This is a genomic window from Microbacterium wangyouchuni, assembly GCF_051546305.1.
Classification (GTDB): Bacteria; Actinomycetota; Actinomycetes; order Actinomycetales; family Microbacteriaceae; genus Microbacterium.
This window is the reverse complement of sequence record NZ_JBPTMA010000006.1, coordinates 30,726-51,162: the sequence shown is the minus strand read 5'-3', so window position 1 is coordinate 51,162 and position 20,437 is coordinate 30,726. Positions and strand designations below refer to the sequence as shown.

Annotated in this window: 24 protein-coding genes; 15 read left to right on the top strand and 9 right to left on the bottom strand. The window is 62.8% G+C overall.

Going from position 1 to position 20,437, the window contains the following annotated elements:
• Positions 1-26: 26 nt before the first annotated feature.
• Complete coding sequence (locus ACSS7Z_RS13065; protein ID WP_438255301.1) at positions 27-950, bottom strand: SDR family NAD(P)-dependent oxidoreductase; 924 nt, start codon at positions 948-950, stop codon at positions 27-29.
• 81 nt (positions 951-1,031) lie between these two features.
• On the opposite strand from ACSS7Z_RS13065, the gene ACSS7Z_RS13060 reads away from it, so the two are divergent.
• A complete protein-coding gene (locus tag ACSS7Z_RS13060) occupies positions 1,032-1,658 on the top strand; it encodes an acyl-CoA-like ligand-binding transcription factor (RefSeq protein WP_438255300.1) in 627 nt (208 codons plus the stop codon).
• Positions 1,659-1,661: 3 nt separating this feature from the next.
• Here ACSS7Z_RS13060 and ACSS7Z_RS13055 read toward each other — a convergent pair whose 3' ends face one another.
• Positions 1,662-2,042, bottom strand: a complete 381-nt coding sequence (locus ACSS7Z_RS13055; protein ID WP_438255299.1) for a hypothetical protein — start codon at positions 2,040-2,042, stop codon at positions 1,662-1,664.
• A 92-nt stretch (positions 2,043-2,134) separates the two neighbouring features.
• Here ACSS7Z_RS13055 and ACSS7Z_RS13050 point away from each other — a divergent pair, with 92 nt between their 5' ends.
• The 4 genes from ACSS7Z_RS13050 (at position 2,135) to ACSS7Z_RS13035 (ending at position 4,448) form a co-directional block, all read left to right on the top strand.
• Positions 2,135-2,779 carry a DedA family protein gene (locus ACSS7Z_RS13050; protein ID WP_438255298.1) on the top strand — a complete coding sequence of 215 codons (645 nt, stop codon included), beginning with the start codon at positions 2,135-2,137 and terminating at the stop codon, positions 2,777-2,779.
• Between the two features lie 96 nt (positions 2,780-2,875).
• Complete coding sequence (locus ACSS7Z_RS13045) at positions 2,876-3,307, top strand: helix-turn-helix transcriptional regulator (protein ID WP_438255297.1); 432 nt, start codon at positions 2,876-2,878, stop codon at positions 3,305-3,307.
• 10 nt (positions 3,308-3,317) lie between these two features.
• Positions 3,318-3,722, top strand: a complete 405-nt coding sequence (locus ACSS7Z_RS13040; RefSeq protein ID WP_438255296.1) for a VOC family protein — start codon at positions 3,318-3,320, stop codon at positions 3,720-3,722.
• A gap of 30 nt (positions 3,723-3,752) precedes the next feature.
• Positions 3,753-4,448, top strand: a complete 696-nt coding sequence (locus ACSS7Z_RS13035) for an NADPH-dependent F420 reductase (protein ID WP_438255295.1) — start codon at positions 3,753-3,755, stop codon at positions 4,446-4,448.
• A gap of 34 nt (positions 4,449-4,482) precedes the next feature.
• On the opposite strand, the gene ACSS7Z_RS13030 is transcribed toward ACSS7Z_RS13035, so the two are convergent.
• On the bottom strand, positions 4,483-5,121 hold the full coding sequence (locus tag ACSS7Z_RS13030) for a histidine phosphatase family protein (RefSeq protein WP_438255294.1): 639 nt from the start codon (positions 5,119-5,121) through the stop codon (positions 4,483-4,485).
• A 136-nt stretch (positions 5,122-5,257) separates the two neighbouring features.
• Between ACSS7Z_RS13030 and ACSS7Z_RS13025 the strand changes: the two genes are divergently transcribed.
• Positions 5,258-5,446, top strand: a complete 189-nt coding sequence (locus ACSS7Z_RS13025; protein WP_438255293.1) for a DUF4177 domain-containing protein — start codon at positions 5,258-5,260, stop codon at positions 5,444-5,446.
• Positions 5,443-5,958, top strand: a complete 516-nt coding sequence (locus tag ACSS7Z_RS13020) for a DUF2165 family protein (RefSeq protein ID WP_438255292.1) — start codon at positions 5,443-5,445, stop codon at positions 5,956-5,958. The genes ACSS7Z_RS13025 and ACSS7Z_RS13020 overlap by 4 nt, the downstream gene beginning before the upstream one ends.
• Here ACSS7Z_RS13020 and ACSS7Z_RS13015 read toward each other — a convergent pair.
• Complete coding sequence (locus ACSS7Z_RS13015) at positions 5,943-6,833, bottom strand: L,D-transpeptidase (protein ID WP_438255291.1); 891 nt, start codon at positions 6,831-6,833, stop codon at positions 5,943-5,945. The genes ACSS7Z_RS13020 and ACSS7Z_RS13015 overlap by 16 nt on opposite strands.
• Before the next feature lie 133 nt (positions 6,834-6,966).
• Between ACSS7Z_RS13015 and ACSS7Z_RS13010 the strand changes: the two genes are divergently transcribed.
• Positions 6,967-7,749: a hypothetical protein gene (locus ACSS7Z_RS13010; protein WP_438255290.1), complete on the top strand. Its 783-nt coding sequence runs from the start codon at positions 6,967-6,969 to the stop codon at positions 7,747-7,749.
• Positions 7,750-7,751: 2 nt separating this feature from the next.
• On the top strand, positions 7,752-8,801 hold the full coding sequence (locus ACSS7Z_RS13005; RefSeq protein WP_438255289.1) for an ankyrin repeat domain-containing protein: 1,050 nt from the start codon (positions 7,752-7,754) through the stop codon (positions 8,799-8,801).
• Positions 8,802-8,807: 6 nt separating this feature from the next.
• Here the strand turns inward: ACSS7Z_RS13005 and ACSS7Z_RS13000 are convergent, their stop codons facing one another.
• The gene (locus ACSS7Z_RS13000; protein ID WP_438255288.1) at positions 8,808-9,401 is read right to left on the bottom strand and encodes an acyl-CoA-like ligand-binding transcription factor; all 594 of its coding nucleotides are present in this window, start codon (positions 9,399-9,401) and stop codon (positions 8,808-8,810) included.
• An 84-nt stretch (positions 9,402-9,485) separates the two neighbouring features.
• On the opposite strand from ACSS7Z_RS13000, the gene ACSS7Z_RS12995 reads away from it, so the two are divergent.
• The 4 genes from ACSS7Z_RS12995 (at position 9,486) to ACSS7Z_RS12980 (ending at position 14,583) form a co-directional block, all read left to right on the top strand.
• Positions 9,486-10,313 carry an SDR family NAD(P)-dependent oxidoreductase gene (locus tag ACSS7Z_RS12995; RefSeq protein ID WP_438255287.1) on the top strand — a complete coding sequence of 276 codons (828 nt, stop codon included), beginning with the start codon at positions 9,486-9,488 and terminating at the stop codon, positions 10,311-10,313.
• Position 10,314: 1 nt separating this feature from the next.
• Positions 10,315-11,937 carry an FAD-binding protein gene (locus ACSS7Z_RS12990; RefSeq protein WP_438255286.1) on the top strand — a complete coding sequence of 541 codons (1,623 nt, stop codon included), beginning with the start codon at positions 10,315-10,317 and terminating at the stop codon, positions 11,935-11,937.
• Positions 11,934-12,734, top strand: a complete 801-nt coding sequence (locus ACSS7Z_RS12985; protein WP_438255285.1) for an SDR family NAD(P)-dependent oxidoreductase — start codon at positions 11,934-11,936, stop codon at positions 12,732-12,734. Before ACSS7Z_RS12990 ends, ACSS7Z_RS12985 begins: the two co-directional genes overlap by 4 nt.
• A gap of 250 nt (positions 12,735-12,984) precedes the next feature.
• Positions 12,985-14,583: a stealth family protein gene (locus ACSS7Z_RS12980; protein WP_438255284.1), complete on the top strand. Its 1,599-nt coding sequence runs from the start codon at positions 12,985-12,987 to the stop codon at positions 14,581-14,583.
• On the opposite strand, the gene ACSS7Z_RS12975 is transcribed toward ACSS7Z_RS12980, so the two are convergent.
• From ACSS7Z_RS12975 to ACSS7Z_RS12965, 3 genes are all read right to left on the bottom strand, one after another.
• Positions 14,531-15,511: a phosphodiesterase gene (locus ACSS7Z_RS12975; RefSeq protein ID WP_438255283.1), complete on the bottom strand. Its 981-nt coding sequence runs from the start codon at positions 15,509-15,511 to the stop codon at positions 14,531-14,533. The two genes, ACSS7Z_RS12980 and ACSS7Z_RS12975, sit on opposite strands and share 53 nt — an antisense overlap.
• Before the next feature lie 95 nt (positions 15,512-15,606).
• Positions 15,607-15,834: a hypothetical protein gene (locus ACSS7Z_RS12970; protein ID WP_438255282.1), complete on the bottom strand. Its 228-nt coding sequence runs from the start codon at positions 15,832-15,834 to the stop codon at positions 15,607-15,609.
• A gap of 642 nt (positions 15,835-16,476) precedes the next feature.
• Positions 16,477-16,899 carry a winged helix-turn-helix transcriptional regulator gene (locus ACSS7Z_RS12965; protein ID WP_438255281.1) on the bottom strand — a complete coding sequence of 141 codons (423 nt, stop codon included), beginning with the start codon at positions 16,897-16,899 and terminating at the stop codon, positions 16,477-16,479.
• Between the two features lie 111 nt (positions 16,900-17,010).
• Here ACSS7Z_RS12965 and ACSS7Z_RS12960 point away from each other — a divergent pair, with 111 nt between their 5' ends.
• Complete coding sequence (locus ACSS7Z_RS12960; protein WP_438255280.1) at positions 17,011-17,883, top strand: oxidoreductase; 873 nt, start codon at positions 17,011-17,013, stop codon at positions 17,881-17,883.
• An 856-nt stretch (positions 17,884-18,739) separates the two neighbouring features.
• Here the strand turns inward: ACSS7Z_RS12960 and ACSS7Z_RS12955 are convergent.
• Positions 18,740-19,693, bottom strand: a complete 954-nt coding sequence (locus tag ACSS7Z_RS12955) for an NAD(P)-dependent alcohol dehydrogenase (RefSeq protein ID WP_438255279.1) — start codon at positions 19,691-19,693, stop codon at positions 18,740-18,742.
• A gap of 93 nt (positions 19,694-19,786) precedes the next feature.
• Here ACSS7Z_RS12955 and ACSS7Z_RS12950 point away from each other — a divergent pair, with 93 nt between their 5' ends.
• Positions 19,787-20,407 (top strand): TetR/AcrR family transcriptional regulator, encoded by a 621-nt coding sequence (locus ACSS7Z_RS12950; protein ID WP_438255278.1) that lies wholly within the window; start codon positions 19,787-19,789, stop codon positions 20,405-20,407.
• Positions 20,408-20,437: the final 30 nt, after the last annotated feature.

The following is a 20,437-nucleotide window of genomic DNA, read 5'->3' as shown; positions in this document are numbered from 1 at the left end:
GTCTGTCCGTTCCTACCGTGGTGTTCTCAGGCGCCGAGATCGGCGGTGTTGATGCCGGCGAAGGCATCGGCGACGGCGGGGTTCGCGGCGATCATCTCGTCGGCGAACTGCTCCCCCGTGACGTAGTAGGGCTTCAGGTCTGTCGAATCGGCCTTGAGCTCGTCGGCGACGTGAGTCCAGCCTTCCGGAGTGCTCTCCGGTGCTTGCACTCGCGGCATCCCTGCAAGGGCAAGGCGGCCGGCATGCCCGCCACTCACCTGGAAGAAGTCCCCGTGCACCGTCGTGTCCTGGTGGGCGAGGAAAGCGACGAAGTTCGCCACGTGCTCCGGGCCCATTCCGTCACGAAGAGTGCTGATGATGTCGGGGTTGCTGTAAGCGCTCTCGGTCATGGGGGTCCAGGCAGTCGGCATGATCGTGGTGACGTTCACGCCGACGCGATCGCCTTCCATGGCGAGCGAGTTTCCAAGCGCCCAGATCGCGCCCTTGGCCGCGCCATACGCACTCGCTCCGGGATTCGCGAGCACTCCGCTCGAGGAGACCAGTATGAGCCGGCCCGCCCCGGAAGCCACGAGGTGCGGCCATGCTGCGCGAGAGACTTCGACGGTTCCGCGGAAGGACACGTCGAATACCTTCCAGAACTCATCGCTCGGTTGTTCTCCGAAGAGACCCACGCGAATGATTCCCGCGTTGTTGACGACGATGTCCAGCTGTCCGAAAGTGTCGATCGCCGTCTGGACGACGTCGGCACCGCGGGTACTCACATCGTGGACGTCCGCCACTGCTGTGCCTCCACCCGCAGTGATCTCGTTGACAACGCGGTCAGCTTCGGTGCTCGATACGTCGTTGACGACGACGCGCGCTCCACGTTCCGCTAGCGCGATCGCGTGGGCACGTCCCATTCCCTGTCCGGCTCCTGTGACGAGCGCGACTCGTCCGTCGAAATCCAGCATCGGTGCTCCTTCCGTAGGGTGAGTCCAATATGAGACCCGGTCTCATAATACGCTCCTTCCGGTGCAGTAGGGTCGGGCATCATGCCATCTGAGACCAAGCTCCGCCCCGGGAGGCGACCCCTCACCACACCCGAGAAGATCGAGAGCACCGCACTCGACCTTCTTCTGGAACGCGGGTTCGACACCGTATCGGTCGCCGAGCTCGCTGCGGCGGCGGGCGTAAGCAGAGCGACGTTCTTCCGCTACTTCGCGACCAAAGCGTCGGTCGTATGGTGGGGGTTCGATCGTGCGGTCGATCAGCTGGCAGAGGCGCTGCAGAATACGCCTGAATCAGTGGAAACCCTGAGCGGGCTGCGCGCCGCCATCGCGCAGTCGGTCGCGGCCGGGATCGATCCGGGCGGGGTGTGGTGGGAGCGGTTCGTGCTTCTGGATTCGACGCCATCGCTGCGTGGCGAGGCCACGGACCGCTGGAACCGCTGGCTTCAGGTCGTAGCCGCCTTCATCGCCGGCCGGATGGGCCTCGGCGAATCCCATCCGATACCCGCAGCGATCGCTGCAGCACATCAGGGGGCGTATCTCGCGACCCTTCGCACCTGGGACGGGCGACCGGGCGACCCGCACGAGATGCTCGCACGAATGATGAGGACCCTGACGACTCTCGACGTCGCGCTTTCCGGCCTTGTCGCCGACGAGCAGGACATCAGCTAGCAATCACCAGAATCGCGGTTCCTCGGGTTCGGGCACGCGGTCGGCTCCGCCCCAGCGCAACGCCTCACCCGTCGCAGCAGCTGCCGCAGCGTCCGCTCCGCGCAGCGCAATTTCGGCCTCTGCCGAATTAGCGCCGATCGGGTCGACCAGGAGCGTCGTACTGACACCGGAGCGGGTGGACGCAACGGTACACTCCAGCACGCGGCCCGTCCAGGTGACCGCTTCACTGCCGTGCCGGGTGCTTTGCTGGTACCGAATCCTCGTCTCCAGGTCGGTCACCGCGATCACGACCGCAATACCCGTGTCGTCCAGGCGCTCGACCACCTCGACGCGATGCGCTTGCGGGATCGGCGCCGACACCGCAATCACAATCGTCCTGTCCATAGCTACAGCTTATGAACCCCACCCGGCGAAGCAAGTGGCACTTCCGATGTCTCCCCGCTGAACTCCAGACACCTGCCGTTACGCTGGAGACCATGGATGCCGGAGCCGAAAACCTTAATGCGATCGCTGCCTGGGCAGTCTCCCTTATGGAGACGCTCGGTGGAGTCGGCGCTGGCGTCGCCATCGCCGCCGAGAACCTGTTCCCGCCGCTTCCGAGTGAGATCATCCTGCCCCTGGCCGGATTCGCCGCCGCGCAGGGAACGCTCGGACTGATCGAAGTGTTGATCTGGACGACGATCGGATCCGTGGTCGGGGCGCTGGCTCTGTACGGCATCGGCGCGTGGCTCGGCCGGCGACGGATGTACGCGATCGCACAGCGGATGCCGTTGATCAAGGTCGAGGACGTCGAACGCACGGAGGCGTGGTTCGACCGGCACGGTTCGAAGGCGGTGTTCTTCGGGCGGATGATCCCGATCTTCCGCAGCCTGATCTCCATTCCGGCGGGCATCGAACGGATGCCGCTGCTGCGGTTCACTCTTCTCACCACTGCCGGCAGCGCCATCTGGAACACGATCTTCGTCCTCGCCGGTTTCTACCTGGGCGCGAACTGGCACGTCGTCGAGGAATACGCCGGTGTTTTCCAGAAGATCGTCATCGCCGTCGTCGTCATCGCCGTCGTGACGTGGATCATCATTCGTATCCGGCAGGTGCGACGGAAGCGTCTCGCCGTCGATTGACCGCGGCGTCGACGCACGCCCAACGGTCGAGTCCTGCTCCTGATCTGTTCTGCACCCGGCGCCCGCGAGCGCGCGTGAAAGTGTCAGGATGGATGCATGGCGGAGGTGAACGACCGGACGGACCTCATCGTGATGCGCCGTGTGCGCGATCGGATCGATCGAGAGTTCGCGCACCCTCTCAATATCGAGGATCTCGCCCGCGGCGCACACATGTCCGCGGGCCATCTCAGCCGGGAGTTCCGCCGGATCTATGGCGAGCCGCCCTATTCGTATCTCATGACCAGGCGGATCGAGCGGGCGATGACGCTGCTGCGTCGCGGCGACCTGAGCGTGACTGAGATCTGCTTCGCCGTCGGGTTCTCATCGTTGGGGACCTTCAGCTCCCGGTTCTCCGAGCTCGTCGGTGTGTCGCCCAGCGTGTATCGCGACGACCCGTCCCGCTCCGTCGAGGGCATCCCGCCATGTCTTGCGCGTCAGGTGACCAGACCGGTCAGAAATCGAGAAGCGCATCTCCGGACATCCACCTAGCGTTGTCGCTATGAACATCGACATCCACAACGCGTTCCTGCCCCACACCGACGCCGACGCGGCGCTCGGTTTCTACCGCGACCTGCTCGGGTTCGAGGTCCGTAAGGACGTCGGATACAAGGACATGCGCTGGATCACGGTCGGTCCCGTCGGCAGCGCGACCTCGATCGTGCTGCATCCGCCGGCCGTCGACCCCGGCATCACCGACGACGAGCGCGAGACGATCATGAATCTTATTGCGAAGGGCGTCTACACCGCCCTCACCCTCGCGACGGACGATCTCGACGGGTTCTTCGAGCGGATGGAGGCCGGTGGCGCCGACGTCGTCCAGGAGCCCACCGATCAGGACTACGGCGTGCGCGACTGCGCGTTCCGCGATCCATCCGGCAACCTCATCCGCGTCAACCAACTCTGACCGGATCGACTTCCGCCATACGATGGCCGGGTGGAGACATTTCGCGGGATGAAGACGCTCGGTGTCCTCGGCGCAGGTCGCCTCGGCACTGTGCTCGCCCGGTTCGCCGTTTCCGCAGGGTTGCGCGTCCTTGTCGCGCGGTCAGGCGATCCAGCGCCGATCGCACACCGCATGCGGTCGATAGGTGCGACAGCCATGTCTACAGCGGCTGTCATCGAAGAGTCAGATGCTGTGGTTCTCGCACTTCCGCTCGGAAGCCTCCAGACGCTGACCGCCGATGCGCTGTGCGGCAAGCTGGTCATCGACGCCATGAACTACTGGTGGGCATCGGACGGCATTCGCGACGATCTGAGCGATCCGCGCACTTCGACCAGCGAGCTGGTGCAGGCCCATCTCGGTGGCGCTCGCGTCGTGAAGGCGCTGAGTCACATGGGGTATCAGGACCTCGAGGACGAAGCGCGACCGACGGGTGCACCGGGGCGCAAGGCGATCGCGATCGCCGGGGATGATTCCCACGACATCGAAGTCGTTTCGCAACTGGTGGATGCACTGGGCTTTGACCCTGTGCACGCCGGACCGCTCTCGGCGGGAATCATGCTGGAGCCCGGTGCCGAGGCGTTCGGAGCTGACGTCGATGCCGGTCAGCTGCGCGACATGCTCGCCGGGTTCTGGGAGTCGCAGCGCGGGATCATCGTCCGCCGGGCTCGCGCTCACAGCCAACGATGACGGCCGCCGGTGACGGCGATGGCCGCTCGAATGGTCAGCGGGCGCGTTGGACCGGTGGCATGTTGATCCCGAGTACACGCGCCCGCCCCGGCCAGTCCGACTCCCCGCGATAGGGGAAATCGAGTTCCAGCAACGCCGAATTATCGAGCGCTGGAAAGATGTCGCGGTACCAGTCGGGGTCCAAACCGATGAGCTCGCAGAGCATCAGACGCATCAGCGTCGCGTGGCCAACGATGAGTACCCGGCCGTCGGGAAACTCGGATGCCAGTTCGTCGAACACGGGCATGGCACGCGCAATACCGTCGATGCCGGCTTCACCACCCGGAAGCGGATGCTGTGCCGGCCGCCGTCCGAAACCTGCCCAGTCGACGGGGAAAGCGGCCGCCAACTCCGCTGGTGTCAGTCCCTCCCCCTGTCCGAAGTCGATCTCGACAAGACGCGGGTCGATTCGGAGGGGCAGCTCGGCGGCGTCGGCAGCGGGTTCAGCGGTCAGTCGTGCCCGGCTCAGCGGCGACGACACAATCGCCGAGAGCGCGGCGGTCCCTGCCCATTCGGCGAGCGCGGCGGCCTGGTGAACAGCCCCCGGAACGAGAGCGACATCGGACGAACCCGCGTACCGATGTTCGGCGTGCCAGACGGTCTCACCGTGTCTGGCGAAGTACAGCGTTGTCATACATCCTCCACTCGTTGCCTCCACTCTGGCGCACGTTCGCCGCCGCGCTGGCAACCAGCGGCGTTTCGCCACCGTGGCCGCGTCACCATTGACGCCCGCAGAGGGTGATGCCATGGTGAGTTTTGAAGGAGCAGCCATGCGCGAATACGCTTTTGCCAGCATCCCGATCCTCCGACGGCGCAGTGGGACCGTGCTGAGAACGGACTATCGTGACGTGATCCGTGACCATGCCGCAACCGGTTGGGAGTTCGTTCAGGCGATCAGCTTCGAATCAGACGCACAGCCGCGCCTAGACCTGGTGTTCACACGAGAGGTAAGAGAATGAAGCATCCACTTCGCCTGTTGCAGGCCTTCACCCTTTTCTCAGCCGGACTCTTCGGGCTGTTCGTGTTCATGGGCAATCTCATGGACTACGACTCCAACTACCAGTTCGTCAAGCACGTGCTCTCGATGGACACCACGTTCGACGGCAATGCGCTGATGTGGCGTGCCATCACCGCACCGTGGGTGTGGACTGTCGGCTATCTCGGCATCATCGTTGTTGAGGGGGTCTTCGCCGCACTCGGACTCATCGGTGGTGTCAAACTTTTCCTTCTGCGCGACGCCGATATCGCCCGCTATGACAAAGCCCGCGTGTGGGGATACGCCGCCTACGCCCTGGGCTTCGCGATCTGGTTCATCGGCTTCATCGTCATCGGCTCCGAGTGGTTCGCGATGTGGCAGTCGAGCTCATGGAACGGCAAGGACACAGCTATGCCGCTCGCTATCCTCTGGGCCGGGTTCGCGGTACTCCTCGCGCAGAACGAGCCCGTGACCGTTGATCAGGGACGGATGTAGACCGGCGTACCGACCGGAACCTGCGCGAGTGCATCGATCGCTGCCGGGTCGAGGCGGATGCATCCGTTCGAAATCGCGCCGGCTCGAGCGTCGTGATAATGGAAGGCGGTAACGGCAACATCGCCTCCGGCGAACCCGTCGAGGGTTGGTGACTGCACAGCCAGGTACACGATCGGATGCCCGCGCGTGTATCCGAACTCCGGAACGACAGCCGTCTTCATCACGAAGCTGCGTCCGATGGGCGTGGGCGTCGCTTCTGTTCCCCACGCGAAATCGGTAGCGATGCGCTCTGGCACGCCATCTCGAACGATGTCGACCGTGCGCTCGGACAGGCTCACCTCGACACTGACCGCGGACTCGGTGATCACGACGTCCGCGACGCGCAGCCATCCGGTGATCTGGGCGGGGTTGCCCTGCGACGGAATCGCCTGACGCCCGGAGAGTAAAACTCGCACCCAGTGCTCCTGCCGTTCGATCACGGGGACCGTCGTGCCGCCGTGCACGAACTCGATGGGCAGGTATGCCACCGGCTCCGCGGTGGGATCAGCCCACACCGGCGCTCCCTCACCCTGCGCTGTGGCGTGCTGGCCGGAGGTAGGCGCATCAGGAGCGTCGTCGACGGGGAGCGCCGCGTTGACGGCGTACACATTCGCTTCTGGCAACACGGCCACGTCGTACACGGATGTGTTCGCGGGGAACCCGGTCGGTGTCTCAGAGGGGGTGGGAGTCGGCGTCTGCGTCGGTATCGCTGTCGCGGCCTGTTCGGGCGGGGAGGCCTCTGTCTGTCGTGACCCGATGATCCACAGGAGCGTGAGCACCAGAGCAACAGCCAGCGCCGCCACGAGGGCGATCATCCAGCCCGTTCTCTTCTGCACTCTGACCCCACCTAGCAACACATAAACATCCGGCGCCAATCGTAGCAACGGCATTAACGTTTCGTTTCCGAATCATTGGCTCGTCGTTCATGCTGCCGCCGTACGGTCGCGTTTATAAGAGTCGACGCGGTCTGTGGGGAGCATCATCAACGGATACCGGCAGGCGCGTGGGATCGGCATTGTTATCTTCCTGGGCGTCATCGTGTTGCAGTTCATCGTTCCGCTCTTTTCGGACGGTCCGTACCTGGAGTCACTCGACCCGTTGGGCATTCTCATCTCAACCGGCGTCGGCCTCATCTGCCTTGTCGCCATCTGGTTCTCTTTCCGTCCTCCCGCGCATGAGCGCCGCGAGTTTCAGGATGCTCCCCTCGGTGTCGGCATGCTCGTCTCGGCTCGAGCGACTGGAACCTCCTTCAACGATCAACCGGAGATCGAGCTGGTCCTTGACGTCGATACCCCGGATGGGCGAAGCATCCGCGGCACAGCGCACACGATCGTCAATCAGGGTGAGCTCGCGCAGCTCACCCCCGGATCGACGTTTCCGGTGCGGTATCGAGAGGATGGCCGGTTCGCGGTCGCTCCGGATGCTGAAACCGCGGACCTACAGAACTCTCTCTACGCTTCTCAGATCGCCCGCGGCATGCTCACCGAGCAGCAGGTCGACGTCGCCACCCGCGGCACAGACGCCACGGCCGTGATCATGGCGATGCAGCCTACCGGCGAGATCGCGCATGGCCAGGCGGTGCTGCATCTCGACCTGCGCGTGAACAGGCCCGATGGCAGCAGTTTCGATGCCAAGCGAGACATGCCCGCTGCACCCGCAGCACTCGAGGACCTGCAGCCGGGCCGCATCGTGCAGGTGCGATACCTGCCAAGCGACGAGACGTACGTCGCGATCAGTACACGGGTCGGTTGATCGTGGCTCGGCTCCGCAAACGTCTTCCCAAGGATTTCGAGCAGATTGTCGCATCCGGCGATCTGGAGGAGATGCAGGCGGTCTTCAGTGTCTGCGATATCAACGCGCGCAGCGCCGGGAAGGCTCCAGGGTTATCCACCTACGGCATTCCTGAGGCGCTGATCCGGTGGATGGTCGCATCCGGTGCTGATATCGAGGCGCCCGATGATGATGGTGAGACGCCGTTGCACCATCATGCCGGCGCCTGGAACGGCCACCCCGCCGTGCTGATCGAGCTTGGTGCGAATATCGAGGCTCGCGACCGGCGCGGGCAGACGCCGCTTTTCGGCGCCAGCCTCCATGTCGACAACACTCGGACACTGCTGGCAACTGGCGCCGACGTCCATGCCACGAACGATGAGGGCCACACCGCACTCGAGGACAGAATGCTGGATGCTGACACCGGCGATCTGGACCGCATCGCAGCGACTTCGCGGCTGCTCGTTGATACGGGCGCGACTGTGACGGATGCCGGTCGGGCTGCTGTGGTTCGCCTGGGCGAGAAGTTCGAAGCCATCCGCGAGGTCTACAATCCGGACTCAGTGGAGCGGGCTGCACAGGACATGGCAGCGCTCTATGAGCTTTTCGACGCAGAGCCTGCGCCGGCTGTGCATCGTCATGATGGGGTCTCCCCCGTCGAACTACACAGCACCGACTGGCGTGATCAGTACGACGAACTCTGGGCGAGCCTCGTGCCGGCCATGGGCCCGGCACCCACGGTTCAGGGTGAGACAGTGCGCATCGCCACGCGAGTACTCAACGAGATCGAAGACAACGGCTCGGTCAACTGGGACGATGATTTCCGGGCGATGCTCGACTCGCTTCCCGCACATCTCTCATCCGGGACGCCACTCGCCCCCGACCGTCTCGCTGAGCTTGATCAGTTGGTGCGCACACTACGGCGTGGCAGGTCCAGCGGCACCGAGACGCTCGAACTCGTACGGTTGGTCGTGGTCTGGGTGTCACACAATCTTGAGCCGATGCCCCTTGTCGAACCGCCGTACCGGCGGTGACCCCGACTAACGGTTGTTGACGTTGCTCAGTCCGTGAAGCGCTTGGGTAATGCACTCTGCGGGATCACGGGGATCTTCCTGCAGCCCCCACCAGTGGAGCGCCTCTATGACTGCCGTATGGATCGCTGCCCCTGCGGTGACAGGGATCAACGCCTGGGCTGGTTCGCCTCTGCGTGTGGCGACGAAGTGAATCACAGTGTGGCGCCAGCCCTCGAAAGTGCTTGATCTGTTGGTGCGCAGTTCCGGCGAGAGGGCAATGAGGCGCAGTCGTGCACGCATCGTCGTGAGGTCCTCGACGTTGCGGGCGAAGACGTTGGTAATCGCGTGAGCAACTGCGTCGACGATCGGGCTGCTCTCGGCCGCGGCATCCAACTCGGCTGTGAGCGCATCAACGGAAACTTCGATTCCGCCCCAGACGATGTCGGCTTTCGTCGGGAAATATCGATGCAGGGTTCGCACGCTCATGCCTACCGTCTCAGCGAGAGAACCCATCGATACGTTCTCGTAGCCGCGGAGCGCGATGAGGTCAAGAAGCTGACCGCGCAAAACCTCCGGCTCGGCTTTCGGCGGACGGCCTATCCGAGTCCCGTGTTGCTCCATGCCTTCACAGTACCCAGTTGTCGACAAAGACCTTATGGCATACTCTGTCATAACGTGTTTTGCGAGCTTGCCATGGAGGCAGTGATGTCCTTTCCTTTTCCTGATGTTTCTGCACAACCGATCGCGAATCTGATCGCGTTGAACGGACGGGCGGCACTCGTTACCGGCGGCGCCCAGGGTCTGGGCCGGGCCATCGCAGAGCGACTTGCCGAAGCCGGCGCCAACATCGCACTCGCCGATCTCAACGTTGAGCTCGCGAACGAAGCAGCCGGTGCAATCAGCACACGGTATGGCGTGAAAGCAGTCGGCGTGCAGATGGACGTGACCGACGAGAAGTCAGTGTCGGAGGCTGCAGCCGACGCTGCCGCCGCCATTGGGGCCCCGACGATCTGGGTCAACAACGCCGGCCTCTTCCCGAGTATCCCGGTGGCTCACATGTCTGTTGAGGCTTGGGATCAGGTCTACGCAGTAAACACTCGCGGGGCCTTCCTCGGGGCGCGTGAAGCAGTGAATCAGATGACCGGCAACGGTGGAGTCATCGTGAATATTGTTTCTACGGCTGGCTTCCAAGCGCCAGCAGCGGGCCTGTCTGCATATGTGAGCTCGAAGCATGCGGTGCGCGGGATGACGAAGGCCATGGCCCTCGAGTTCGCACCGTTGGGTATCCGCGTGCTCGGCGTTGCGCCGAGCTACGTCCCCACTGAGGGCAATATTGCGATGGCGACCGCCATGATGGCAGAGGCCGCGGCTGCTGGCATCGAGATTCCTCCCATGGACGTCATGAACCAGAGCTTGATCGGACGCACGGGTACCCCTGACGACATCGCCCGTGTCGTACTGTTCGCGGCGAGTGACCTGTCCATGATCATGACCGGCAGTGTTCTGCTTGCCGACGCTGGAGAGACGATCTGACATGGCGACGTCCTCTGAGATGGAAGAACGCTACGACGTCATCGTCGTTGGATTCGGCCTCGCTGGCGCGGCAGCTGCCATCGAAGCGGCAGATCGCGGCGCCCGAGTGCTCGTGCTCGACAGCTCCTACGGTGGTGGCGCCAGCGCGTTGTCCGGCGGAGTCGTATACGCGGGTGGCGGGACTCGCTACCAGGCCGAAGCTGGCTATGCGGATACTCCAGAAAACCTTTACCGCTATCTCAAGCAGGAGGTAGGCGATGCGGTAGACGATGCAACGCTGCGTAATTTCTGTGATGAGAGCCCAGGGATGATTCCCTGGCTCGAGCAGCAGGGCGTGTCGTTCGCCAGCTCGGTAGCACCGTATAAGACGTCGTACCCGACCGACGAGCACTATCTCTATTTCTCAGGAAACGAGAAAGCTCATCCCTACCAGTTGACCGCCACGCCGGCGCCGCGCGGGCACCGGGCGAAAGCCAAAGGGCTCTCCTCGGGAAAGGTGCTCTGGACGCATCTCGCCGAATCCGCGTTGCGCAAAGGCGTAACTTTCATCCCCATCGCTAAGGTCACCGACCTCATTGTCGATGAGGGCATCGTCACAGGCGTCAAGTACCGCGTGTTGGAACAGTCACACCCGACCGCCGCGCGTCACCGAAAGATGACGAAGCGCACCGCGAAAATTGGCAACTGGATGCCCGACCTCGTGAAGGGCACGACCGACAAGATCGCGCGAATCTGGCGAGACGGCTCGGTGGAGCGTGAGGCGCGTGCGGCGGCAGTCATCCTGTCCGCTGGCGGCTTCATCTACAACAAAGAGTGGGTCAAGGAACACGCGCCCGGATTCACCAAGATCTCCCCGCTTGGCACTCCTGAAGATGACGGCAGTGGCATCCAGCTTGGAATGGATGCTGGCGGTGCGACCGCCAAGATGGGAAACGTCACTGCGTGGCGCTTCCTGTCACCGCCGAGCGCTTTCATCGAAGGTGTGACCGTTGGCGTCAACGGTAAGCGCATCGCGAATGAAGATCTGTACGGAGCCACTCACGGCAATGTGCTTATGCGCGAGTTCGGTGGAAAGGGGTGGGCCGTTTATGACGCCGACAACTGGAAGAAGGCGCGTCGCCAGTATTGGACGCAGACTCAGATCTTCCACAAGCTCACGGCGACCTACACTTTCACGATCGGTCACAAGCGCGCTCGCACGCTCGAGTCGCTCGCGATGAAGATGGGCGTTGATCCGGCTCGTATGGCGCAAACCATCTCCGCGTATAACGCCGGTATTGTCTCAGGTACCGGCGACCCGGCTCACAAGCAAGCAGACGTCTGCCATCCGGTCGCAAAGGCGCCCTTCTATGCAGTAAATATCTCCGATGACGCCTCCCCGTTCTCGCCCATCCCCGGACTGACACTCGGCGGATTGATCGTCGATGGAGACTCCGGGCTTGTGAAGCGTGAAGACGAGTCGATGGTTCACGGGCTATACGCTGCTGGTAGAAATGCCGTCGGCGTCTGTTCCAATAGCTACATCAGCGGATTCTCGCTGGCGGATTGCATCTTCAGCGCACGTCGAGCCGCCGCTCACGCCACAACTCACCTTCCAGATACAGAAAAGAAGCTCACCGCATGAATCTCTCCGGAAAAGTTTTCGTTGTCACCGGTGCTGGAAACGGCATCGGACGATTCACAACGCGGTTGCTCCTCGAGAATGGGGCGCGTGTCGCAGGAGTCGACCTGAATGGGGAGGGCCTCGCAACAACTGCCGCTCTCGCAGGGGCTGGCGAGCGCTTCAGCAGCCATATCGTCAACATTGCTGACCGTGAGCAGGTGATGTCTTTGCCAGCTGCAGTGATCGGCGCACACGGAAACGTCGATGGTCTCGTGAACATCGCAGGAGTAATCCAGAAGTTCGTCAAGATCATCGACCTCCCGTTCGAGGAGATCGAGAAGGTGATGAACGTCAATTTCTGGGGCACCATGAACATGATCAAGGCGTTCCTGCCCGCACTGATCGAACGCCCTGAGGCGAGCATTGTGAACGTGGCAAGCATGGGCGCCTATGCTCCTGTGCCTGGTCAGGCTGTGTACGGCGCTTCGAAAGCGGCGGTTCAGCTGCTGACCGAAGGGTTGTATGCAGAGCTTCTGAATACCAACGTGGCGGTCACATCTGTGTTCCCCGGCGCCATTGCGACCGACATCGCGTCGAACTCCGGCGTCACGCTCGGTGACGATGCTTCAGCCGATTCGCCTGCGTTCAAAATGACGTCCCCGGAGGCTGCCGGTCAAGCCATCGTCAAAGCCATCCGTAAGGGTTCTTTCCGCGTAACGATCGGGGCTGACGCATCAGCGATGGACAAGCTGGCACGCTTGAGCCCGAAGTTGGCGGCTCGCACGATCGCGAAACAAATGGGTAGCCTGCTGAACTGAGCGACGTCGCAGTTGGTGCGGGCATTGCGGCGGGGCAGGCTCGCCAGCACAAGCGTGCGAAGTCGGCGACGCGGATAGCACATACATACACCAGTCAGGCACGATCTGTGCCAATTGTGTCTGAAATGGAATAGCTGGTTGGGCAGGTGTGTTGTACTTCATGGCGCTCGACGTGACGTTCGCGCCTGGGGTCCCCCGCCTTCGGCGCTTCGGCGCCTGGAGCTTCCGACGCGTCACGAAAGAGGTATTTATGCCAGCACTCGCACTCGCCCCTGAGCAACCGTATCCGCGGTCTGGTCTGCTTGATCGCGACGACGTCATCATTGACGGGGGTGTGCTGCACATCGTTCATGACTCAGTAACACCGCAACAGGCGCGTATCGATGACCTGCTTTTAGTTGCGGCCGCGTTGGAAGATGCCAGCGTCGAGGTCACCCTGATCCGAAGCGACCACTCCGTCCCCACACTCGTAGTCGACGTCAACGCACATGCTGCAGCCATCGCCGCACTGGCGGCCGTGTGCGACGGCGAACCCCTGTACACCAAAGCGAAGCAGCAGCCGCCCGTGCTCGCGACCGAAATATCCGCCCCGCCCACTGGGCAGGCTACTGGACCGCTGGTCGTGCGTGTGTATCGCCCACGCATCACGACGAATCATTCGCTGCGCTACGGCGCGTCCCTCGGGGTCCGCCTGGAGTTCTGGCGCCTACGGGACGATCTCGTCGAGGCACCGAGCGACAATGCGCTCACACGCCGCGTCATCTCTCGCGAGGATCTCGCCTTCGCCACCGTCGAACGATACGGTCGCCGCTGGCGCACGATCGCGGGTATGTTCGATCCGCAACCGCATGAGTTCATCGGCGACATCGACATGGTTTTCTCATGGGTCGATGGATCCATGAGTGAGTTCCAGCAGCAACGGGCGGCACGCATGGCCGAGTACGTCGTCGGTGAGGGTGATGACGGTCCCGCCCGGTACCGTCACGTCGACGAGCTGCGCTACGCGCTGCGGAGCGTTCACATGTATGCGCCCTGGGTGCGACGGATCTTCATCGCGACAGACTCCCCCGCCCCCGCCTGGCTGATCGATCACCCCAAGGTGACGCTTGTGCGCAGCGAGGAGTTCTTCGCCGATCCCTCAGTGCTGCCCACTCACAACTCACACGCCGTCGAGGCGCAGTTGCACCGGATCCCGGGCATCGCCGAGCACTTCCTCTATGCGAACGATGACATGTTCTTCGGCCGATTGGTCTCCCCGGAGCTGTTCTTCACGTCGGCCGGGGTAACGAAGTTCGTCGAGTCCGAGGTGCGCATCGGCACCGGAATCCCCGCGCCGCATCGCAGCGGCCACGATAACGGCCTTCGAGTGAACCGGGATCTCTTGAGAACCCGATTCGGTCGCACGATCACGCGCGACCTCTCACACTGCGCCACCCCGCTGCGCAAAAGCATCATGGCCGAGCTCGAACGTGAGTTTCCCGAGGACTTCGAGCGCACCGCGGCATCTCGATTCCGCTCCGCCGCCGATATCTCAGTGACCAACAGTCTGTTCCATTACTACGCGCTGATGACCGGACGGGCAGTCGCCACCAGGGAGCCCCGAGTGCGATACGTGCACACGACGCTCGCGACCGCACTTCGGCGCATGGAGCGGCTCGCTGAAAGAACCGACGTTGATATGTTCTGCCTCAACGACGGCGGCGAGACAGAACTCCCCGAAGAAATCAGAATCCGAACTATCCGCGCGACACTGGATCAGATGTTCCCGGTGCTGCCGCCCTGGGAGCGGGCCGACGTCAGTGCTGCCGAGCGATCGGCTCGGTCGGAGCATCCGCAGATGGCTCGCTGAACGGGCCGTTACCCGCATCAGTGGGGCCGAGATCCGAGCCGTCTGGGTCGAGGTCTGCACTATTCGGGCGGATGTTCGCGGCGGAGAGCCTCCGGCGGACCTCCGCCGCGTCGATGTATTCCAGTGTGCGCGGCACGTCGATCGGCACTACCGAGTGCACAACCATGTCATCAAACACATGCACGAGGTTGAAGGTCTGTGCGCCGTCCTGCGGACGCATGCCACCGGTCGGCACCGTAAGGTCTTGCGCGTAGCACGTCGACGATGCGACCGAAACGGGAATGCCCGCGAACGTCGCGAAGGTCGAGTAATGCAGATGACCGGCGATGATCGCCCTCACGTCGGTGCCGCGCAGCACCTCGGCGAGCCGTGACTGATCGCGCAGCTCGACGCTCACCGCCAACGGCAACACGCTGGGGACGGGAGGGTGATGCATCGCGAGGATCGACCCCAGCGGCGCCGGTGTTGCCAGTTCATCGCGAAGCCACTGCAATTGCTCATCGCTCAGCTCGCCATGGTGCGCGCCCGGAACGGTCGAGTCGAGCGTGATCACGCGCAGCCCGTTGAGTTCGTCGACCCGGTCTACCGGCCGCAGGTCGGCTGCTTCATCCAGCAGTCCTTCGCGAAACGCCCCACGTTCATCATGATTGCCCATGACCCACAGCACGCGCGCACCCAATCGCTCGGCAAACGGCTCGACAAGGCCACGCAGGGCAGCGTAAGCGGCGGGCTCACCCAGGTCGGCGAGGTCACCGGTGAAGACGATCGCGTCGGGAGTGATACCGGATGCTTCAAAGACGGTAAGCGCACGGGCCAGCCGTTCGGTGCCATCCACCAGATCGAACAGGCGCGCACCCTCCGCGGTCAAGTGGGTGTCACTCAGGTGCAGAAGGGTCTGCTCAGGTAAGGGATACTCAGAGCTGCGCATCGTTTCGGCTCCTCGCCTTGGCCGCGGTTTCCCGGAATGCTACCGGTGAGAGATGACGACGAACCGGCGACACGGTGAACAGCGCGCGAAACAGCTCAGATACGAGGCGCCCGGCGCGGAGGCGGCGGGGGCACAGCCTTGGCTAGATGGACCCGATCCAGAGAGATGGTGACGAGACCACGACGCGTCTCGAGGACACATTCGTCGTTATCGCGCTCGCGTAGGTAGCCGACCGCGTCGGTGAAGCCCCCATCGATGCGTGTGCGTACCGTCATCCGAGTGCCAATCGGGGCGGCCCGGATGAACTCGACGGGGTCTGACATGCCCTCACTCTACGGTCGTGCGGGCAGAGTCTCGCTTCAGGTCGGCGCTGCGTTCAGTGAACCGACCCGGGTTCTGTGCCGCTGTTATGCGGGGAGCGGCTCTCGGGTGCATTCATCGTCTGCGCCTTTGCTTGACCTTCCTCCGTGCAAGCCATCTTGCTCTCGTTTGAGCCCGAGTGGTTAGTCAGTTCGAAGAAGTACCCCGAGATGCTCTTTCGAACGCACGTCAAACCGCCGGACCGGGACTTCCTCGATGTCTCCCTCGGCGGGCGCGCGCGGTTGACGATGAAGAGGGTGACGATGTGTGTTTTTCACTTTGTGGGTGCGGATGTGTGTTTTGTCAACGTCATCGTTACAGCGTTCGCCATCTCGGGCACGTGGGTCTTCCTGCCCGGCGACGGAGACGACGACCATTCTCGACCGGGCCAGATCCTGGAGCGGCCGGCGGTCGACGATGTTGAGCCTGATTCGGCCCTGATCCACGTGCGAGACCATGTCTGCCAGGTGGGAACCATCGGGTCTCACCCGCACATTCGCCGTCCCGAAGCACAGCGCCCGTCGCCCAATACTCCTCGAGCGGGATCATTGCGTCCGCTGCCTTCTGCAACGCAACGCCCCGTTGAGCCCATCCGACACGGCCCCTTACCGAGCGGCGTCGAATCGCCTCTGATACTCGGCAACCTTGTCGCGGTGGCTCTCGGACCATAACTTGAGCTGTCGCACGCTCTGATGCAGGGACAGTCCTAAGTCGGTCAGCTCATAGGTGACCGTCACTGGGACTGTCGCGGTAGCCGTGCGATTGACGAGGCCGTCACGCTCTAGTGATTTCAGCGTCTGCGACAGCATCTTGGGGCTGACCCCAGCGAGGGTGCGGCCCAGCTCAGAATATCGCATCGAACGAGGTTCGCCGTCGCAATCGGGACCGCTCCCCAACGCGGATAAGACTAAGGTCACCCACTTGCTCGAGATCTGCCCCAGCAGCTGATGGCTAGGGCAGGCTGCAAGAAAAGCGTTGTAGTGCACCTTCGCGTCGGCCTTCTTCTCGGCTGCGGTCATCGTCGCCATGAAGCTCCCTTTGGGTATCAACGCACTATTCGGTAACTACTACCGTTGATATAGCAGTTCATCCAGGATGGGACATGACCTGCTGTTCCACAAGCCCTAGAAAGGCACCCAATGAGCACCCCCACCCTCACCTTGCCCGGCGGCACCTGGTCCCTCGGAGACACAACCGTCTCCCGATTCGGCTATGGAGCTATGCAACTCGCCGGCCCGTGGGTCGTCGGGCCCCCGAAAGACCACGACGCGGCCCTAGCCGTCCTCCGCGACGCAGTCGCCAGCGGAATCACCCACATCGACACCGCCGAAACTTACGGGCCACGCGTCGTCAACGAACTCATCCGCGAAGCACTTCATCCGTATGCAGAAAGCCTGATCATCGCCACCAAGGCAGGTGGACGCCGGGATGCCCAGGGCGGATGGCCGTCTGCCCGGAAGCCCGATGAACTCCGCGCCCAAATCGACGACAACCTCGAGACTCTCGCCGTCGACTCCCTTGACCTTGTGCACCTGCGACTCGGGGATGCCAACGGCCCCGTGCCTGAAGACCTTACGGAAGCGTTCGAGACCCTCGTTGATTTGCAGCGGCAAGGCGTTATTCGCCACCTCGGCGTCAGTAATGCAACCGTCGATCAAGTCGCCCAAGCGCAGTCGATTGCACCGATCGTGTCGGTGCAGAACATGTACAACCTGGCCAACAGGCTGGACGATAACCTCATCGACCGGCTCGCGACCGAAGGGATCGCATACATCCCATTCTTCCCTCTAGGCGGCTTTAGCCCGCTTCAGTCAACGGCGCTCTCCGCCGTCGCCACACGCCTTGGCTCTTCCCCGATGTCGATCGCTCTAGCGTGGCTCTTGCAGCGGTCGCCAAATATTCTCCTCATCCCCGGCACGGCCTCGAGGCAACACCTGCGCGAGAACATCGCCGGCGCAGCCCTCGAGCTTTCAGACGAGGACCTGCGAGAACTCGAGGCCATCGACGCGTAAGACGAGACGCGCAAGACGAGACGCAAGCGGCACCCATTCGCCGCACCCCAGCGAAGCATTAGTGACGTCATAAGCCGAGGCGGAAGCGTAGTTACGGTCGTTAAAGAGTGACCGCGATCGCTGTGACAATTCTCGTCACGCCGAACTCCCACGCATGGTCGACATTTCCCCTTCCCCGCCAGATCCAGAACACCTTTACTTGCTGCGGCCCCAAATTCAGGCCGAGCAACTGGCGTCCCCGTACCGGGTGACATGATCAGCTGGAAGGCAGCGGGATGCTCGTGGCCGAACGCGCGGAACCTGCTCGCGAGTTGCACCAGATCCGGAGCGGAATTGAGTCGGTTGGCGGGGGAAGGGGCTCGAACACCGACGCGCTGCGCAATGGCCTGCATCGTAAGATGCGCCTAACCCGTCTTGCTCGAGGAGGTCGCGAGCGGCCAGCACAGTTGCGTCAAGAGAGGTATCGTCTGGAGCTATTGACAGCAGCCCTGATGGGTATGCGTCATAGCCATGATGAAATTGGACAGCCCTCTCCACAGCATTGGCAACGACATCGTTGAGGTGTACCTGACCGTTACTCCCGAAGGCGTGACCGTCGTCGATGCCTGCCTCGCCGGCCACTGGCGCGAGCTACTCGCGAACTCGAGTCGGCAAGTCGCACACTCGATGAAGCCGACAACTCGCCAAGGTTCTTCGACATGACATGTTCGACTTCGTCCGCTCGTGGCCGACCGCAACTTGCCAAGGTTGCGTTGCCCCGCAGGCGGGACGTTCAGCGGACGCTCCGAAACGTGGTTCGGCACGATTCGAGCCGCTGTCCGAGTTGCCCGCAAGCGGAACCTTGAGCGGGCAGCGGTCAAGGCCCGATGCGGATGACACGCTTACCTCGGCCGCCACCGGTTTCAACTGCCCGATGCGCGTCGACGATCTTCTCGAGCGGGTAGATCCGCTCGATGACGGGCATGATGCCGCCGGCCTCGACAATGTCGGTGAGATGAGCGATCAGACCACGTGGCGGCTGGCCAAAGAGTGTTCGAATCCGTTTCCGTCCGTAGATCGCGGAAAATGCGATTGCCGCAATGCTCGTGGTGGAGCTGAACGCGATCGTAACCATGCGTCCATGTTCCACAAGGTGACGCCGGTACTGTAAGAGTTCCGAGCCGACCGTGTCGATGATCACGTCGAACGTTCCGAGATCTTCAACCTGCGTTGCCCTTCGGTCGAGCACTATATCTGCCCCGAGATCAAGCACGAACTGTGTATTCCGTTCACTGACGAGAGCAGTGACGTGGGCACCCAGTGAGTGCGCGTACTGCACTGCGGTGCTGCCGACTCCGCCTGCGGCGCCCCTAATCAGTATGCGACTCCCCGCCTTGACCCGGCCCTTGTCTCTCACTGCAGTAATTGCCGTGATTCCCACCGCCGGCAGCGCTGCCGCGTCAACGATGTCGATGTTCGTGGGTATGGCCGCGAGCAGATGTGCGTCGATGGCCATGAACTCGGCCGCTGCGCCGGTTGTTCGGGAAAAGAAGCCGGCCTTGACACCCCAGACTTGGTCGCCTGGCACGAATTCTGTGACGTCAGCCCCGACCAGTTCGATTGTCCCCGCGATGTCTATACCAGTGCCTTGCGGAAAACGGCGTCCTGCGAGCAGTTTCAGCCGCCCGAGCCGCGTCTCGGTGTCGACGTGGTTGACACTGGTGGCTGAGACCCGCACCAATACCTGCGTCGCGGTCGGCCGAGGAGTGACGACCTCAACGGCCTGCAGCTCGTCGGGGCCCCCATACGAGAAAAACTGAACCGCACGCATGATGACTCCTCGCCTAAATGGAACGAGCATTCCAGGTGGAAACGCTATCATCAAGTGGTACGCAGGTTCCAGTTGTGCTCGAGAGAAGGTTTTATGGCCCCGACAACAACAGGCGAGCTTCGAGCGGATGCTCGCGGCAACCGCGATCGAATCATCGCTGTTGCCGCGGAAGCCTTCGCGCAGTTCGGCACCGGCATCTCGATGACCGATATAGCGAGGCGCGCCGGGCTGGGGGTGGCGACCCTCTTCCGGCGCTTTCCCACAAAAGAGTCGCTGGTCGATGTTGTTTTCGCGGCCAGCGTCGAAGAATGGCTGAGGCGCCTCGCCGAGGGCCTCGCCGAGCGGGATAGCTGGGCGGCCCTCTGCCGCCTCATCGCCGATGTCGCTGCTGAGCAGGCAAGACACCCGGCGTGTGCGGACATGATCGTCACATCATTCCTGCACGGCGACGGTTTTGCAGCCGAGAGAAAAGCAGTCGAAGAGGGTTTCGTCGAACTCATTCGTCGAGCGAAGGCTGAGAACCGCGCGGTAGCCGATCTTGAATGGTCCGATGTCACGCTCCTGCTGGAGGCCAACGCTGGCGTCGTCATGGTTGCTGAAGGAGACGCCTCTGTAGCGTCAGATCGGCTTATCAATCGACTACTCGGTGCCTTCGCCGCAGAATATCCCGAGGTTCGCCGTGCTCCGTTCCGGGTCGATCACGGCAAGGTGTGATCGCAACACGGACCCCATGCGGGCGCCAGA

Coding starts and splice junctions, on each gene's coding strand:
- ACSS7Z_RS13065 (WP_438255301.1), bottom strand. CDS start 950: ATGCTGGATTTCGACGGACGAGTCGCGCTCGTCACAGGAGCCGGACAG.
- ACSS7Z_RS13060 (WP_438255300.1), top strand. CDS start 1,032: ATGCCATCTGAGACCAAGCTCCGCCCCGGGAGGCGACCCCTCACCACA.
- ACSS7Z_RS13055 (WP_438255299.1), bottom strand. CDS start 2,042: ATGGACAGGACGATTGTGATTGCGGTGTCGGCGCCGATCCCGCAAGCG.
- ACSS7Z_RS13050 (WP_438255298.1), top strand. CDS start 2,135: ATGGATGCCGGAGCCGAAAACCTTAATGCGATCGCTGCCTGGGCAGTC.
- ACSS7Z_RS13045 (WP_438255297.1), top strand. CDS start 2,876: ATGGCGGAGGTGAACGACCGGACGGACCTCATCGTGATGCGCCGTGTG.
- ACSS7Z_RS13040 (WP_438255296.1), top strand. CDS start 3,318: ATGAACATCGACATCCACAACGCGTTCCTGCCCCACACCGACGCCGAC.
- ACSS7Z_RS13030 (WP_438255294.1), bottom strand. CDS start 5,121: ATGACAACGCTGTACTTCGCCAGACACGGTGAGACCGTCTGGCACGCC.
- ACSS7Z_RS13025 (WP_438255293.1), top strand. CDS start 5,258: ATGCGCGAATACGCTTTTGCCAGCATCCCGATCCTCCGACGGCGCAGT.
- ACSS7Z_RS13020 (WP_438255292.1), top strand. CDS start 5,443: ATGAAGCATCCACTTCGCCTGTTGCAGGCCTTCACCCTTTTCTCAGCC.
- ACSS7Z_RS13000 (WP_438255288.1), bottom strand. CDS start 9,401: ATGGAGCAACACGGGACTCGGATAGGCCGTCCGCCGAAAGCCGAGCCG.
- ACSS7Z_RS12995 (WP_438255287.1), top strand. CDS start 9,486: ATGTCCTTTCCTTTTCCTGATGTTTCTGCACAACCGATCGCGAATCTG.
- ACSS7Z_RS12990 (WP_438255286.1), top strand. CDS start 10,315: ATGGCGACGTCCTCTGAGATGGAAGAACGCTACGACGTCATCGTCGTT.
- ACSS7Z_RS12985 (WP_438255285.1), top strand. CDS start 11,934: ATGAATCTCTCCGGAAAAGTTTTCGTTGTCACCGGTGCTGGAAACGGC.
- ACSS7Z_RS12980 (WP_438255284.1), top strand. CDS start 12,985: ATGCCAGCACTCGCACTCGCCCCTGAGCAACCGTATCCGCGGTCTGGT.
- ACSS7Z_RS12975 (WP_438255283.1), bottom strand. CDS start 15,511: ATGCGCAGCTCTGAGTATCCCTTACCTGAGCAGACCCTTCTGCACCTG.
- ACSS7Z_RS12970 (WP_438255282.1), bottom strand. CDS start 15,834: ATGTCAGACCCCGTCGAGTTCATCCGGGCCGCCCCGATTGGCACTCGG.
- ACSS7Z_RS12965 (WP_438255281.1), bottom strand. CDS start 16,899: ATGGCGACGATGACCGCAGCCGAGAAGAAGGCCGACGCGAAGGTGCAC.
- ACSS7Z_RS12960 (WP_438255280.1), top strand. CDS start 17,011: ATGAGCACCCCCACCCTCACCTTGCCCGGCGGCACCTGGTCCCTCGGA.
- ACSS7Z_RS12955 (WP_438255279.1), bottom strand. CDS start 19,693: ATGCGTGCGGTTCAGTTTTTCTCGTATGGGGGCCCCGACGAGCTGCAG.
- ACSS7Z_RS12950 (WP_438255278.1), top strand. CDS start 19,787: ATGGCCCCGACAACAACAGGCGAGCTTCGAGCGGATGCTCGCGGCAAC.